Annotated in this window: 19 protein-coding genes and 1 tRNA gene; 14 read left to right on the top strand and 6 right to left on the bottom strand. The window is 36.4% G+C overall.

The window, feature by feature from the left end:
• The first annotated feature begins 22 nt into the window (after positions 1 to 22).
• Together EEI45_RS09535 and EEI45_RS06910 are read left to right on the top strand one after the other, a co-directional pair.
• Entirely contained in the window at positions 23 to 172 is a 150-nt protein-coding gene (locus tag EEI45_RS09535) for a hypothetical protein (RefSeq protein WP_228410297.1), read from the top strand.
• Positions 162 to 491 (top strand): integrase core domain-containing protein, encoded by a 330-nt coding sequence (locus EEI45_RS06910; RefSeq protein ID WP_164503738.1) that lies wholly within the window; start codon positions 162 to 164, stop codon positions 489 to 491. Before EEI45_RS09535 ends, EEI45_RS06910 begins: the two co-directional genes overlap by 11 nt.
• 51 nt (positions 492 to 542) lie before the next feature.
• Here EEI45_RS06910 and EEI45_RS06905 read toward each other — a convergent pair whose 3' ends face one another.
• A complete protein-coding gene (locus tag EEI45_RS06905) occupies positions 543 to 1,193 on the bottom strand; it encodes a YoaK family protein (protein ID WP_125164662.1) in 651 nt (216 codons plus the stop codon).
• Positions 1,194 to 1,396: 203 nt separating this feature from the next.
• Between EEI45_RS06905 and EEI45_RS06900 the strand changes: the two genes are divergently transcribed.
• The 3 genes from EEI45_RS06900 (at position 1,397) to EEI45_RS06890 (ending at position 3,199) form a co-directional block, all read left to right on the top strand.
• Complete coding sequence (locus tag EEI45_RS06900) at positions 1,397 to 1,741, top strand: GNAT family N-acetyltransferase (RefSeq protein ID WP_125164661.1); 345 nt, start codon at positions 1,397 to 1,399, stop codon at positions 1,739 to 1,741.
• 116 nt (positions 1,742 to 1,857) lie between these two features.
• Positions 1,858 to 2,625 (top strand): CPBP family intramembrane glutamic endopeptidase, encoded by a 768-nt coding sequence (locus EEI45_RS06895; RefSeq protein WP_125164660.1) that lies wholly within the window; start codon positions 1,858 to 1,860, stop codon positions 2,623 to 2,625.
• A 7-nt stretch (positions 2,626 to 2,632) separates the two neighbouring features.
• A complete protein-coding gene (locus EEI45_RS06890) occupies positions 2,633 to 3,199 on the top strand; it encodes a hypothetical protein (protein ID WP_125164659.1) in 567 nt (188 codons plus the stop codon).
• Here EEI45_RS06890 and EEI45_RS06885 read toward each other — a convergent pair.
• From EEI45_RS06885 to EEI45_RS06870, 4 genes are all read right to left on the bottom strand, one after another.
• Entirely contained in the window at positions 3,192 to 3,920 is a 729-nt protein-coding gene (locus EEI45_RS06885; RefSeq protein WP_125164658.1) for a hypothetical protein, read from the bottom strand. The genes EEI45_RS06890 and EEI45_RS06885 overlap by 8 nt on opposite strands.
• 93 nt (positions 3,921 to 4,013) lie before the next feature.
• Positions 4,014 to 4,211 (bottom strand): hypothetical protein, encoded by a 198-nt coding sequence (locus EEI45_RS06880; RefSeq protein WP_125164657.1) that lies wholly within the window; start codon positions 4,209 to 4,211, stop codon positions 4,014 to 4,016.
• A gap of 261 nt (positions 4,212 to 4,472) precedes the next feature.
• Positions 4,473 to 4,838, bottom strand: a complete 366-nt coding sequence (locus tag EEI45_RS06875) for a DUF4352 domain-containing protein (RefSeq protein ID WP_228410591.1) — start codon at positions 4,836 to 4,838, stop codon at positions 4,473 to 4,475.
• Between the two features lie 347 nt (positions 4,839 to 5,185).
• Positions 5,186 to 6,112 (bottom strand): exonuclease domain-containing protein, encoded by a 927-nt coding sequence (locus tag EEI45_RS06870; protein ID WP_125164655.1) that lies wholly within the window; start codon positions 6,110 to 6,112, stop codon positions 5,186 to 5,188.
• Positions 6,113 to 6,707: 595 nt separating this feature from the next.
• On the opposite strand from EEI45_RS06870, the gene EEI45_RS06865 reads away from it, so the two are divergent.
• Entirely contained in the window at positions 6,708 to 7,193 is a 486-nt protein-coding gene (locus EEI45_RS06865) for a PIN domain-containing protein (protein WP_228410296.1), read from the top strand.
• Between the two features lie 12 nt (positions 7,194 to 7,205).
• Positions 7,206 to 7,430: an NYN domain-containing protein gene (locus EEI45_RS09530; RefSeq protein ID WP_228410295.1), complete on the top strand. Its 225-nt coding sequence runs from the start codon at positions 7,206 to 7,208 to the stop codon at positions 7,428 to 7,430.
• Positions 7,431 to 7,701: 271 nt separating this feature from the next.
• On the opposite strand, the gene EEI45_RS06860 is transcribed toward EEI45_RS09530, so the two are convergent.
• A tRNA-Trp gene (locus tag EEI45_RS06860) sits at positions 7,702 to 7,775 on the bottom strand.
• A gap of 107 nt (positions 7,776 to 7,882) precedes the next feature.
• On the opposite strand from EEI45_RS06860, the gene pyrR reads away from it, so the two are divergent.
• From pyrR to trmD, 7 genes are all read left to right on the top strand, one after another.
• Positions 7,883 to 8,389, top strand: coding sequence for a bifunctional pyr operon transcriptional regulator/uracil phosphoribosyltransferase PyrR (pyrR, locus tag EEI45_RS06855; RefSeq protein WP_125164654.1), 507 nt, complete (start codon positions 7,883 to 7,885; stop codon positions 8,387 to 8,389).
• A 96-nt stretch (positions 8,390 to 8,485) separates the two neighbouring features.
• Positions 8,486 to 10,462: a glycosyltransferase gene (locus EEI45_RS06850; protein WP_125164653.1), complete on the top strand. Its 1,977-nt coding sequence runs from the start codon at positions 8,486 to 8,488 to the stop codon at positions 10,460 to 10,462.
• On the top strand, positions 10,452 to 11,390 hold the full coding sequence (locus EEI45_RS06845) for a 3'-5' exoribonuclease YhaM family protein (protein ID WP_125164652.1): 939 nt from the start codon (positions 10,452 to 10,454) through the stop codon (positions 11,388 to 11,390). The genes EEI45_RS06850 and EEI45_RS06845 overlap by 11 nt, the downstream gene beginning before the upstream one ends.
• A gap of 82 nt (positions 11,391 to 11,472) precedes the next feature.
• Positions 11,473 to 11,745 (top strand): 30S ribosomal protein S16, encoded by a 273-nt coding sequence (gene rpsP / locus EEI45_RS06840; RefSeq protein WP_125164651.1) that lies wholly within the window; start codon positions 11,473 to 11,475, stop codon positions 11,743 to 11,745.
• Positions 11,746 to 11,747: 2 nt separating this feature from the next.
• Positions 11,748 to 11,996: a KH domain-containing protein gene (locus tag EEI45_RS06835; protein WP_003773251.1), complete on the top strand. Its 249-nt coding sequence runs from the start codon at positions 11,748 to 11,750 to the stop codon at positions 11,994 to 11,996.
• A gap of 34 nt (positions 11,997 to 12,030) precedes the next feature.
• Positions 12,031 to 12,528, top strand: a complete 498-nt coding sequence (gene rimM, locus EEI45_RS06830; protein ID WP_125164650.1) for a ribosome maturation factor RimM — start codon at positions 12,031 to 12,033, stop codon at positions 12,526 to 12,528.
• Entirely contained in the window at positions 12,528 to 13,250 is a 723-nt protein-coding gene (trmD, locus tag EEI45_RS06825) for a tRNA (guanosine(37)-N1)-methyltransferase TrmD (protein ID WP_125164649.1), read from the top strand. Before rimM ends, trmD begins: the two co-directional genes overlap by 1 nt.
• The last annotated feature ends 17 nt before the right edge of the window (positions 13,251 to 13,267 follow it).

Here is a 13,267-nt window from a genome sequence, read left to right as displayed (position 1 = left end):
CAAAGATAAAACGGAGGTATTAATGATGGGAAGACCCAAAGGTGGATTAAATAATAAATGGACTTTCATGGTTGATACCTTCAACAATGAAATTATAAGTTCTGCATTATCGCGTACAACTGGTGATCCTAAGCCTTACTACAAGTGTCTCGAGGATCTCCTTGCTACTTAAGGATAATAAAAAAACAGCTCCCACGATTCTTCACACAGATCAAGGAGCTGTCTACCACTCTAAAGCTTTCGCTAAAGCGCATGAAAATTATAACATAATTAGATCTATGTCGCGAGCTGGAACACCTACAGATAATCCAATTATCGAATCATTAAATGGGTGGATTAAAGCAGAAATGGCGTGTGATTATCAATACTGGTCCGTAGATAACTTTGAAAATTTTATCGAAGAATATGTACATTATTTTAATTTTGAAAGACCTGCTTACTGTTTAAATTACAAAACCCCTACCCAATATAAAATGGATAAGGGTTTCTAGTGTTTTATTAATGTCTACTTTTGTTTGACACCTCCACCTCGGTGGCTCTTTTTAGTGTTGATGATAGAAACAAAAACTAAGATAAATGAAACATATAAAACCAACAATCAATCCTAATGCAAGCGTAGCATTGATGAAACAGAGTAGACAGGTTGACGTCATGGCGCCTAAAAAAAATAAGAACCATGTTAGAATTAATGTTGATACTTCATGCCAGCTCGTCTCTTTGCGTACAAAGCGCGCAAACGCTTCACCAATACCATAAAGCACTCCGGTCATAAATCCTTTCCCAATTGTTGCGTTATTAACTTCAACTTGGGCCTTGTTTTGAATTCCCATCGCAAAACTTCTGAGGGGAAAACTCCACGTTTGATAGGTGGTAAATTGAAACGCCAGAGCGACGACCAAACAGAGGATATCAAGTTCTAAAATTTTTTTGATGGATTGCGCATGACTACCAGTGCAGAAAAGGTTACCGATAAAAGATCCTAGAACAAAGGAAATGAGTACCAAAACATAGCGAAGAACTTCAATCCATTCTTGGTTAATCAAATGAATCCCTAAGCGGGTTGAGTTACCACTCATAAAAGACAGGAATACACCACCAATGGCAAGGATTCCTAAAACATCTAAATAACCGGAAATAAATGAAAAAACATATGCGAAACGACTGTTCTCGTGTTGAAGATCGATTGATTTCATAGTACACCTCTTTTTACTGTTTTTAGTATAGCACGCACCGTCGTAAAAACGATATTTTTTATTAGAAATGCTTGAAATAATTGACATTGATACGCGACCGCGTTATGGTGTTACGGTTGTGAGCGCCGTTACATAAACGCTCATTTAATTTTCATGACACATGACCATGAATACGATAAGATAGGTTTATGGAGGATGTCGTAATGATTTGTCTTGGTACCCCAGAACAACTTGAAGAATTGGTATATCTAAGCATTATGTGTGAGACTGATTGTTCTTACGAACATCGGCATGCCGTAATACAAGAACAACTAAATTCAGATCAAGATGTTTTTGTTATTAAATATGATTGTGGCTTTCCAGCAGGGTTTGCGCACATTCAAAAAGATTCCTTTAATAAGAATCACGCACGACTTCAAATGATTTATGTCGAGGAAGCGTTTCGAGGGAATGGATACGCAACTGAAATGGTTGCGATGTGTAAGACGTTAATCGGATGCAATGACGAGGTGCGTTTATCCTCGGAGTGTGCCTTTCAGGTTTCTTAAATGCACCTTAGGTGCATTTTTTTATTGCTCCCAAGAGCGTCGGTTCATGAAGGATGAATTAATGAGCTAAATTAAGGTATAATTAAAGCAAGTAATTTTGAGGAGGATGTATGTCAATGGATTACAGAGAAGATATTTTCTACGGTGAGACGGTTAACCACGAGGTTGGGATTGGGGACATTGAATCCCCTTTAAAAGGAAAACGATTATTTTGGAGTGTGCTTTCCATTTTTATTTTATCGACATTTTCAGATGCATTTGTCGGGGTGTTTATTGAGATGAAAATGGTTCAAGAAATAAACATGACTGCGTTTACGCCCATTGTAATGATGTTGTTAACTACGGTAATTTTATTATGGATTAATTTACCATTAATCAAGGAGGCACGTACGTTTCCAAACCCATTAACACGTATACACATATTACGGAAGGTCGGTTTCTATTTTGTAGTAATGGTTTTTGCGAATTTTATTGTAAGTCCATTGGTGGCAATGCTTATTGAAACACTGGGTGGATCCAGTCAACCGATTAATCAAGAAGTGCTGATTGCAATGAAAGGGATTGGATTCCCTATGTATTTTGTTTTTGCGGTTGTTGCTGGTCCAATTAAAGAAGAACTGCTCTTCCGAGGATTAATTTTCCGCAAGTTGATTCATAAAAACCGCTTTGCAGCCTATGCAGTAAGCTCGATTTTGTTTGGCTTGATGCATCTTACGACGGAACTTGTGACTGGGCAATGGGTGATGATGTTTAATCTTATAATTTATGCAGGAATGGGAGCATTTTTCGCATATATCTATGAAAAGACAAACAGCATCAAAGCTGCAATGTATTTACATATGATTTGGAATACATTGGGCGTAGTCGCGATTTTCGCAGTCTAATTCAAACATGAAAGAGCCGATTTATTTACTAGAAGGGATTATCCCCAATTCGATTTTAGTTCAAGAAGCAGATCGTTTTATCTGGGTTGCGAATTTTCCTCATAAAGGCATTACTGTGACATCTGAAACGGTACAATCAGATTTGAAATCATGGGATGTGGTTCGTCGTGTAAAAACCATTGATTATGTTAAGGAGACATCATTGTGTACTTGGTCTGATGTTTATCATCTTTGGTATTCGACTAAATTTTTATGTCAAGAAATTGATGATACCAAAGCTCGAACTCTGGGTCGGATGCTCGCCTCGCAAGAAAATGATGATTTCGAAACGGTACGGGAACAAATTATGGATATTATTTACTGTACTTCTACCCCTGAACGCATCAAAGGTTGGTTTCAGAAAGCGATGGCTCATGAACGTAAGCAAAATCCAAAGATTGGGCTATTTCAGACGGTAACGGAAGATGCATCGGATGAAGGGGTGTATCAAGGGATTTGCCAACTTGAGGCATACGCTCATAAACATCGCTACTTTTTCCAACTGGAACCCTATACAAAAAGAGAAGCTAAATAGCTTCTCTTTTTCGTGAAATTTGATGGATACTGCGTTTAATTTCGGACTGAATCGTCGGATGGTCGCAGGTTAAGTACTGGCTGTTTAAAATTTCGAGCGCACGATCAAGTGGAAATACTGAAAGACATTGCATGCATTTCCAAAGAATTAAATCATCATCTGCGTAAGTATTGATGAGATATTCGATGACATTTAAGTGTGCTTGTGTCGCCAAATGAGGATGCTTTGAAATAAAATAACCGTAAGCATCAACAAACTCACTGACTTGATGTTGTGAGAGCGAACCTAAGGAATCAATCATTGTGTATAGAATTGCGGCATTCATATTACCCAATGTACGTGCAATGATATCACGCGGTAAAGGATAGCTTCGTTTACGCGAGACTGCCTTTGGGATGTTTTGATGTTGATTGTGCCCAATCTCTCCAAGATAGGGCATCATCGCAGCGGCGACATCATTATTGCCACCTTCTAAAACACGACATATTTCAAGTCGTGTATAGAGCGCTTTTTCATTCATTAATTGCTTCAAGAGCAAATCAACAAACCAGGGTTCATAATTCCATCTTCTTGCACCGACATGGACAGCTGCCGTGCGTTCTTGTGCAGTTTTCGCATTTAATTGTTTTACCAATGCGTCATCACTTAAGTCTGCACACTGTGTCACGATATTTAAGTCGAGATATCCTCGATGTTCAAGATCGTGTCGTATGTTTTCCATATTATCACCTACGATTATTATATCATTCTTGGGAAAGGGTTTATGAAATTCACGCAAGATAACATAATGCTTTAATAGAAAAAACGTGAGGATTCACGCTTTTTTGTTTGATTTATCTTTAATCGTTTTCTGAATTTGAATTGCATCATAGATAACGTAAATACCATAAGCAAGCATAAACCAAAAAACGCCTGTTCGAATTATTTGTGGAAGCCTTGATAAAGATAATCCCAAAATAAAAGCGATAAAACTTAAAAGCATCTTTTGATGCTTAATGATCGATTGTTTCATATTTCCATCCCCCTAAGAGGATTGTAACATAAAAAAGACTCGAGCCTGTATGAGAACTTGAGTCTTGTTTGTAACGATTGTACAGATGATAACTTATTTTCATGGAGAAAGACATGCATCGCTACATCAAAATTATAACAAGCTCCACCCAAATGAAACTAAGAATTAGGTATTCTTAATAAAATGTTAATGAATATTAAGAAATGAAAGCACCCACTACAATGCGAGGGTGCTTTCAAGATATTATATTTATCAAATGGCTTATCTAATCTTAACTTTAATCTTATCGCCACCGATAACTGAAGTCTCAAAATAGAAATATAGGTCTCCTTCGGGATTTACTTCAAATGCAGATTCACCACTTAGTTTTTCGTGGGCCATCACACTTCCGCCAAGTCCACCATCGTTATCTCCGAATAAATAGATATCCGCAGATCTTCCATCTGCATCTTTTATCACATTATTGAGTGCAGTGATGTGTACTTCTTTGTCGGTTTTACTGGTGAATGTTGCATCTACGGCCACTATTATTTTACCTTCTTTAGGTGCTGCATATTCAAAGGGTTCCATTTCCCTAACTGAATTAACGACGAATGTATATTCGTCTGTCTCCACAACCTCTCCAATTTCATAGAATTCTTTCTTTTGAGGAACATTGTTTTTATCCCTGTCACTATTTCCTAACTGTGATCCAATACCGCCTATAAATACAATAACAATCAGCCAAAACCATCATTTTTTATAAAATGCTTTTTTTATTTTATTCATTCCATTTTTCCTCCTTTTTTTGGCTTGTATCTTGCTTTTATGCGTTTGATACCAAATTAGAAATAAAAAAACCTTATTATCAAGAAGCGCAAATATGCGTAAAACGTTTCAATTCGTAAAGATGTCTTCGTTGATATAATTATTTCATATCATTTTGAAGTTTTGATTAATATTATTTAAAAATTTTTAGAAAATAATCCTTATAGTCATGAATTAATGAGTTCTCGAGTGCTTACTTCAGTGAGTATTTCTAAATTAGAAACTTCTCTTATCATTTTCTCGCCTTTTAAATGTTTTATTGATTTTGTGCCATATATTTGATGTTGGTAATTTAGATCGCCAAGAATTAAATAATCAGTATCTTTTGTGACGTTATTTTGAATTTTCGCACCAAGATTTGCGAGTGCTTGATAGAGTTCGGCTTTTGTTGAGTAGATCAATTTTCCTGTGATACAAACATGCTTACCGAAAAAGAGATTAGAGTCATCGATATCCTCGTTGTTGAGTTTTGAACGAATTAATGAGAAATCTGTACTTTTACTACATTGCTTTTTCTTTTTCGCTTGAAGATAATTATTTATGGAATTTTCACGAATATTTGTTTTATATAATTCTAGATATATCTTGTTTCGATATTCGGTTGAGAATGTACGATTAAAACTATCGTTTATGTTAAAGTAGTCGACGAGTGTATTCAGTTTATGATTTGATAAATCTCGGACAATGATTCGCGAAAGTCTGAGTGTATCAATGAAATCATTGGAAATATTTATGTTTGAATCGATAAACGAATCATATAAAAAGTTAATATCGAAATTTATGTTGTGTCCTACGATAATGTCATCTTTTATATAGTTAAGAAATTCTGGTGCAATGGTATGTATGAGAGGCATATCTTGAACCATCTCATTTGTGATTCCTGTATTTTGGGTAATATATGGGTTAATAGACTCACCGGGATTGATAAATTGATCAAATTCGGAGACTAGGTTAAAGTCTCTATATTTTTTAGCTTGAATTCTAATTATTTTTCCATAGAAATAATCAAAGTCCGTTGTAGAAACATTTAAAATTGTGTAATCTTTTCGAAATTCTAAAATGCTATTTCCTTTATTCTTACGAATAACCGCCATGTTCCCCTCCTTTTAATAAAAGCAAAAACAAATAAAATTTTACACGTATACTCTATCTACAATAATATCACAGCTAAATAAATAAGCAAAAATTACAAAGTCAACATAATTATATTCCCCAAGCGTGACTTTAATCTTGTCAGTTTTCGTAATTCGTGGTTGACCTATCAAATCAAGAGATAAAAAATAGGTTCATGTTATATCAAAGGCAGATAATAATGGTTGAGAAGTTGAGAAAAAATTAGATGCAAAGATGGATGGTCGTCTAATGCAGGTAATTAATTTTAAACACGGTACAGATTATGTTCAAAACTACCTACAAGACTTGCGACTAAAGGATTAAAGTATCATTTCAATGATGTAGCTAATCAAAAAGGTATGTACCTAAAATTATTGAATTTTTTCATCTAGTAAACAATCAATCACTGTAAAGTAATCATGATAATATGAAAGAAAATTATGTTATTTTGTTTGAAGTTATTGATTATCAAAAAAAGAATGATAAGATAACAATATCAAAGCCATTGGAAGTAGGTTCCCATCGATAAGGGATTGTCCGAACCGATGGCTTTATTTATTTACTATGGAGGTAAGTATGACTCGTAAGAAATGTAAAAATAGAAGACCAGTCATTCAAGCTAATTGTATTACTGCTATATTAGTGGAGGGGGGCTTTTTTAGAAAAAGATTAAATTCCGTTTCTAAAGATATTGCGCCGCAAGATGCGGCAGATGAGTTAGAGGTATATTGTAAGAGACATCTTAACGAAAGAATAATGGGTGAAATTTATAACCACTCACTTTATCGAATATTCTACTATGATTGTCCACCTGTAAGGAAAAGTGTCTATAATCTTCTCACTAAATCGAATGATGATTTAGGAAAATCGGAGACTTATTCGTGGATAACCGAATTTTTTGAGTGTCTAAAAAGAAAAAGAAAGTTCTCTTTGAGAATGGGTGAAATTTCAAGCGTATCAATGGGATATCATTTGAAAGGTGAACCACTTAAGAAACTCTTGCATAACTCTATTCAAGTTTCTGAGTTAACTGCTAACGATATCTATTTAAATATCGAATAAAAAGGTGTTGATATGAAGATAGGATTAGATATCGCCTCATTGTCATATAAAAAACAAGTCGATCAAATTGTCTTAATATCTGGTGATAGCGATTTTGTATCAGCTGCAAAATTAGCAAGAAGAGAAGGGATTGATTTTATCTTAGATCCTATGGGTACAACTATAAAACCTAATTTATTTGAACATATTGATGGTTTAAGAACAGTAGATGACAAATATAAGTATAAAGTTAAATAGGTAATAAAAAATCCCTTACATCAAATATGGGATTTTTTATTCGGTAGTCATAAGGATAAGGATTAAGCGACATAGGATAGAAAAGAAGTCCCAGTTCGTTTAATTAGATAATCAAACAGTACCCTTTGTTTTTTTTGCTTCAAATCATGTCCCTTTAAAAGAGAGTTTATTCTGAAGCAACTAATTTTACGATGGAAAAAAAGATTTGTATGGCAGGAATATGTGTGTGAAAAATAAAAAAACCACTCGAAAGTGGTTGTATTTATATAATTGGCAGGGGTAGCAGGACTCGAACCCACATTAACGGTTTTGGAGACCGTTGCTCTACCATTGAACTATACCCCTAAAAAGGCTTTGCAAGACGTTATTTAACTGACTGCCAACAAATAATACCATAGTCGTATATCAATATCAATAGGTATTTGATATAATATTTCTTGAGGTGTTAAATTATGAAAACTATAATGGATGAAAGTGCAATTAATCGGTCGCTCATTCGAATGACGCACGAAATTATTGAGAAAAATAAGGGGCTCGATAAAGTTGTACTGTTGGGAATCGAAACACGTGGTGCCACGCTTGCGTTACGCATGGCAAAACTTATGTATCAGTTTGAAAATATTAAAGTACCTGTGGCATCACTTGATATCAGTTACTGGCGTGATGATGTGAAAGCATCAGACCAAGCATTCCGCTTACCGATTAGTGTCCAAGATCGTGTTGTGGTTATTGTTGATGATGTGCTCTTTAAAGGTCGTACGGTTCGTGCAGCGTTGGATGGTATTATCTATAACGGTAGACCCGAACGCGTACAACTAGCTGTTTTGGTTGACCGGGGTCATCGTGAGTTGCCAATTCGTGCCGATATTGTTGGTAAGAACATTCCAACATCGCTCAATGAAACCGTAAAAGTAAAACTTCGTGAAGATGATTCAGAAGAATGTGTGGTCCTTTATTAATGAACACCCCATTTTCGGGGTGTCTTTTTTTGATATTTTTCCTAAATTAGATTATTATTAATACAGTGAAATTAAATGCCAAAGGAGGCATTCTCGATGAGAATTGGTTTATTTACAGATACTTATACACCGGATATAAATGGTGTAGTAACATCAATTGTTACTTTAAAAAATGCGTTAGAAGCGCAAGGACATAATGTTTTTGTGATAACAAACCAACCGTCAATTTTAAGCACGACTTATGAAGATGGCGTATTACGACTGCCGGGTTTAGAATTGAAATTTTTATATGGTTATGTCATGAGCAGTCCGTTACATATTCAAGCAATGAGTGTTATAGAAGAAATCGATTTGGATGTGCTTCATGTTCATTCAGAGTTTGGTGTGGGGATGTTTGCACGTCTTGTGGCGAAGAACCTTCACCTACCGCTTGTCTCAACCTATCATACGACTTATGAAGATTATACCCATTATGTAAATCTATTAGGGCTTAAGTCCGTTGATCAGCTTTCAAGAAAGGCGATCGCGAAGATGAGCCGTATGTTTACCAAGCAAGCTCAAGTGATTATTTCGCCATCTGAGAAAACTAAGAAAATGTTGCTTGGTTATGATATTCGTAAAGAGATTGCCGTAATTCCTACGGGTTTGGATCTGACGCGGTTTGCGACTCGGAATGAAACACGGATGCGAGAAATTCGTGAATCCTATAATTTAGGAACACAACCAACATTTGTATATATCGGTCGTCTGGCCAAAGAAAAAAGCATAGATGTTGTTATTGATGCGTTTGCTGAACTTTTAAAAAGGGATGTCGAAGCGAAACTCTTAATTGTTGGTGGTGGGCCTTCGGATAAAGATCTTTTACATCAAACACAGAAACTTGGCATCCAAGATGCAGTCATTTTTGTTGGACCCGTGGATTCCACAGATGTTGTGAATTTTTATCATGTATCGGATGCGTTTATTTCGGCGTCATTAACAGAAACACAAGGATTAACCTATATTGAAGCGTTAGCATGTGGTTTATGTGTCTTTGCACGCCCTGATAAACCACTTGAGGGGATTATTGTTGATGATGAGACGGGATATTTATTTGAGTCATCTGAAGAGTTCGCAGACAAAGCGCAGCATCTTCTACAATCAGATAAAGACCTTCTAGATCAATTTAAAACGAATGCACTTGAAAAAGCATCAACCTTTGATAGTTCGAAGTTTGCAGACAGTGTACTGACCGTATACCAACGTGCCATTGATACATACTTTGGACGTTATGTTGTTACAGCAATCGAACAAGTGGGGGATGAAGTATTTATTGATTTTGAATCAAAAGATAGTGATGAGCGCATGGTGATTGATCACTATGTGTTTGAACGGAGAGGAATCGAGGTGGGTCGCGAGTTGTCACGAAATGAGCTAAATGAGATTGAGGATGATCAAGCCGTTTATGAAGCGTACCAGTTAGCGTTATCGCGAATTGGAGTCAAAGATTATACCTCGTTTGAAATGTCGGAATATTTGCATAAAAAACTTGAACTGACTCAAGAGCAAGTTGATATTGTTATTGAATTGCTAAAGCGTCGCCGTTTTATTGATGATGATCGTTACTTTAGAGATAAAGTAGACTATCATCGTGAACAAATGCGAGGAAATCAGCGTATCGTTGAAGACTTGCGTAAACGTGGGTTTGAAGCAGATCGCATCTTGGCTGCTTTAGAAGATGAAGACTACGATGACTATACAGAGCGTGGTGTACGCCGGGCTGAGACCTTTATGAAGACTTTAAGGGATGGCTCGAGCCGTCAACGTGAGTCAAAATTGCGTCAACATCTCCAACGTCAAGGTTATGGATTTGAAGTGATTAACGATATTGTGGGTCGTTTGATTAAAGATGAATTTGATGAGACCGATGAATTTGAAAGTCTTAAAAAAGTTATGGAAAAAAGCACTGCACGTTATGCTCGTAAATATGACGCCCGTGAAACACGAAATCGTGTTGTACGACATGCATTATCACGTGGTTATGATTACGATATGATTGCACGTGTTCTGGAGGAGTATGAAAATGAAGATTAAAGAATTTGAAGCCGGTCAAAAAAATACAGTGCCGTTGTTGATTTCACGTTATACAAAAGGCGTGACACAAAATGGTGCTCCCTATATGTCGATTACGTTGCAAGATGATACCGGAGAAATTGAAGGAAAGATCTGGGATGTCAAACCAGAACAAGAATTATTGATTCAAGTAGGTTTAATTGGAGTAGTGCATTGCGATGTCCTTCAGTATCGTCAAAGCTTACAATTGCGAATTCACAGCATTGAAATTAAAGAACAGTCTGAATATGTATTGAGTGATTTTGTGAACGCATCCAAATATGATATTGAATTTTTAAAAGAAAAAATAAATGGATTTAAAGATCAAATTGAGGATCCAATCATAAAAGAATTGGTTGAAGCATCGCTTGAGGATTGTGGGGAGCAATTTTACCAATATCCCGCTGCAACGCGTAACCATCACGATTTTGTTGGAGGCCTTGCAACGCATGTGTTTGGGATGTGTCAACTTGCCAACAGCATTTGTGACCTGTATCCAATTTATAATCGCGATTTATTACTTGCAGGTGTAATTCTGCATGATATGGGTAAGATTGAGGAATATACAGCAGCGATGTTGAGTGAATACAGTGCTAAAGGAAAATTATTGGGTCATATTTCTATTGAACACTCAAACTTTGTAGAAGTAGCAACCCGTCTTGGTTATCACGATACAGAGCAAGTGTTGTTATTGCGTCATATGATTTTATCGCATCACGGGAAATTAGAATACGGTTCACCCGTATTACCGATGATTAAAGAAGCGGAGATGTTAACCTTTATTGATAACATTGATGCACGTACCAATATGTTTGAAAAGTTCTACGATGACCTTGAGGAAGGCGAATTTAGTACGCGTATGTTTGCACTTGATAATCGAAATTTCTATAAAGCAAAGGGTGTCAAGTAAAAACACTTGACACCACTTCCTGTTATGATATACTTAACAAGGAAATTAACAAATACGTTAAAATTAATAGGAGGCTATACACATGGCAGTTAAATTACGTTTAAGAAGAATGGGTTCAAAACAAAAACCTTCATACCGAATTGTTGCAGCAGATTCACGCGCACCTCGTGATGGACGTTTCATCGAAATCGTTGGATACTATGATCCAACAACTTCACCAGCTGAAGTTAAAGTTGATGCAGAAAAAGCATTAAAATGGTTATCAGTTGGAGCTCAACCATCAGACACAGTTCGTAGCATTCTTTCAAAAGAAGGAATCATGACTCGTTACCACGAATCAAAATTAGTGAAATAATCATGAAACCGGTTGAAGATATTCTTTATGATTTAGTTCTTCCACTTGTGGAGGAAGAGAAGAGTTTGAGTGTCAAAAGGTTACCGAGCTTAGATGAAAATGAAATTATTCTTGCAATCTATGCGGATAGCGCAGATATTGCTCGTTTAATTGGACGACAAGGGACGATGGCACATGCAATTCGTCAAACAATGGCAATTGGTTCTCGTGTCCTTGATCAACGTATTTCAATTAAATTTGAATCATATTAAGGATGTAGCAATACATCCTTTTTTTGGAGGTTATATGGAACATATTATTATTGGTATTATTCAAAAGCCCTTTGGTATTAAGGGCGAATTAAAAGTTGCACCGAAGACTGACTTTGTGGAGGAGCGTTTTGCTCCTGGTCAACGCGTTCATTTCAAATTGGGTGGGAAATCAACGGATTACGTTATTGAGTCGTTCCGCCGTCATCACGGATCCATTCTGATAAAGTTTGAGGGACTGAATTCGCTTAATGATGTTGAGTTTTTCCATAAAGGGGAGATATCGATCGACCGAGAATCTCAACATGAACTCCCAGAGGATCAATATTATTTCATCGATTTAGAGGACTGCACCGTGTTTTCTGATGATGTTAAGTTAGGGATTGTAACTGAAGTAATGGAAACACCTGCACATCCCGTATTGCGTATTCAGGCTGAAGATCGTGATATTTTAGTTCCTTTTGTGGAACGATTTATTAAAAAAGTTGATACGCAAGCGAAGCGTATTGATATTAACTGGATGGAGGGACTTTAATGCGTGTAAGTATTTTGACCCTTTTTCCGTCAATGTTTACCGGGTTTGTTGAGTCTTCCATTATCAGTAAAGCCATCGAACGTGATTTAATTCAAATCGATGTTGTGGATATGCGAAATTTTACCGAAGATAAACACAATTGTGTTGATGATTATCCATATGGTGGTGGCGCAGGATTGGTGTTAATGTGTCAGCCGGTAATTGATGCAATTGAAGCAACCCGTACCAAGGATTCTTTAGTGATTATGTTAACGCCTCAAGGAAAGACTTTAAAGCAATCCTTGGCGTATGACTTAAGTAAGGAGCAACACATAATCTTGGTTTGTGGCCATTATGAAGGGTTTGATGAACGCATTCGCTCATATGTTGATATGGAAATGTCTATTGGAGATTATGTGCTTACGGGCGGAGAAACTGCAGCGATGGTTATTGCTGACTCTGTGATTCGTCTTGTTGATGGTGTAATTACCAAGGAATCTCATGAAGATGATTCTTTTAGTCATGGACTCTTGGAATATCCACATTATACGCGACCTCGTTCTTACAAAGGGCATGATGTTCCTGAAGTGCTAATGAGCGGACATCATGCGAATATCGAAACGTATCGTTTAAAAGAATCATTGCGTAAGACATACCGTGTTCGTCCAGATCTTTTGGAAAGTAGAAATCTTACCCCGACAGAGGCGAAATTGCTTCAAGAAGTTGTTGCGGAAGAAAAATAAAAAAAGGAACCTTTGTG

It is taken from the genome of Erysipelothrix piscisicarius, assembly GCF_003931795.1.
In the GTDB taxonomy this organism is placed as follows: Bacteria; Bacillota_I; Bacilli_A; order Erysipelotrichales; family Erysipelotrichaceae; genus Erysipelothrix; species Erysipelothrix piscisicarius.
This window is presented reverse-complemented; position numbering and strand designations above follow the sequence as displayed.

Coding starts and splice junctions, on each gene's coding strand:
- EEI45_RS09535 (WP_228410297.1), top strand. CDS start 23: ATGATGGGAAGACCCAAAGGTGGATTAAATAATAAATGGACTTTCATG.
- EEI45_RS06905 (WP_125164662.1), bottom strand. CDS start 1,193: ATGAAATCAATCGATCTTCAACACGAGAACAGTCGTTTCGCATATGTT.
- EEI45_RS06900 (WP_125164661.1), top strand. CDS start 1,397: ATGATTTGTCTTGGTACCCCAGAACAACTTGAAGAATTGGTATATCTA.
- EEI45_RS06895 (WP_125164660.1), top strand. CDS start 1,858: ATGGATTACAGAGAAGATATTTTCTACGGTGAGACGGTTAACCACGAG.
- EEI45_RS06890 (WP_125164659.1), top strand. CDS start 2,633: ATGAAAGAGCCGATTTATTTACTAGAAGGGATTATCCCCAATTCGATT.
- EEI45_RS06885 (WP_125164658.1), bottom strand. CDS start 3,920: ATGGAAAACATACGACACGATCTTGAACATCGAGGATATCTCGACTTA.
- EEI45_RS06880 (WP_125164657.1), bottom strand. CDS start 4,211: ATGAAACAATCGATCATTAAGCATCAAAAGATGCTTTTAAGTTTTATC.
- EEI45_RS06870 (WP_125164655.1), bottom strand. CDS start 6,112: ATGGCGGTTATTCGTAAGAATAAAGGAAATAGCATTTTAGAATTTCGA.
- EEI45_RS06865 (WP_228410296.1), top strand. CDS start 6,708: ATGACTCGTAAGAAATGTAAAAATAGAAGACCAGTCATTCAAGCTAAT.
- EEI45_RS09530 (WP_228410295.1), top strand. CDS start 7,206: ATGAAGATAGGATTAGATATCGCCTCATTGTCATATAAAAAACAAGTC.
- pyrR (WP_125164654.1), top strand. CDS start 7,883: ATGAAAACTATAATGGATGAAAGTGCAATTAATCGGTCGCTCATTCGA.
- EEI45_RS06850 (WP_125164653.1), top strand. CDS start 8,486: ATGAGAATTGGTTTATTTACAGATACTTATACACCGGATATAAATGGT.
- EEI45_RS06845 (WP_125164652.1), top strand. CDS start 10,452: ATGAAGATTAAAGAATTTGAAGCCGGTCAAAAAAATACAGTGCCGTTG.
- rpsP (WP_125164651.1), top strand. CDS start 11,473: ATGGCAGTTAAATTACGTTTAAGAAGAATGGGTTCAAAACAAAAACCT.
- EEI45_RS06835 (WP_003773251.1), top strand. CDS start 11,748: ATGAAACCGGTTGAAGATATTCTTTATGATTTAGTTCTTCCACTTGTG.
- rimM (WP_125164650.1), top strand. CDS start 12,031: ATGGAACATATTATTATTGGTATTATTCAAAAGCCCTTTGGTATTAAG.
- trmD (WP_125164649.1), top strand. CDS start 12,528: ATGCGTGTAAGTATTTTGACCCTTTTTCCGTCAATGTTTACCGGGTTT.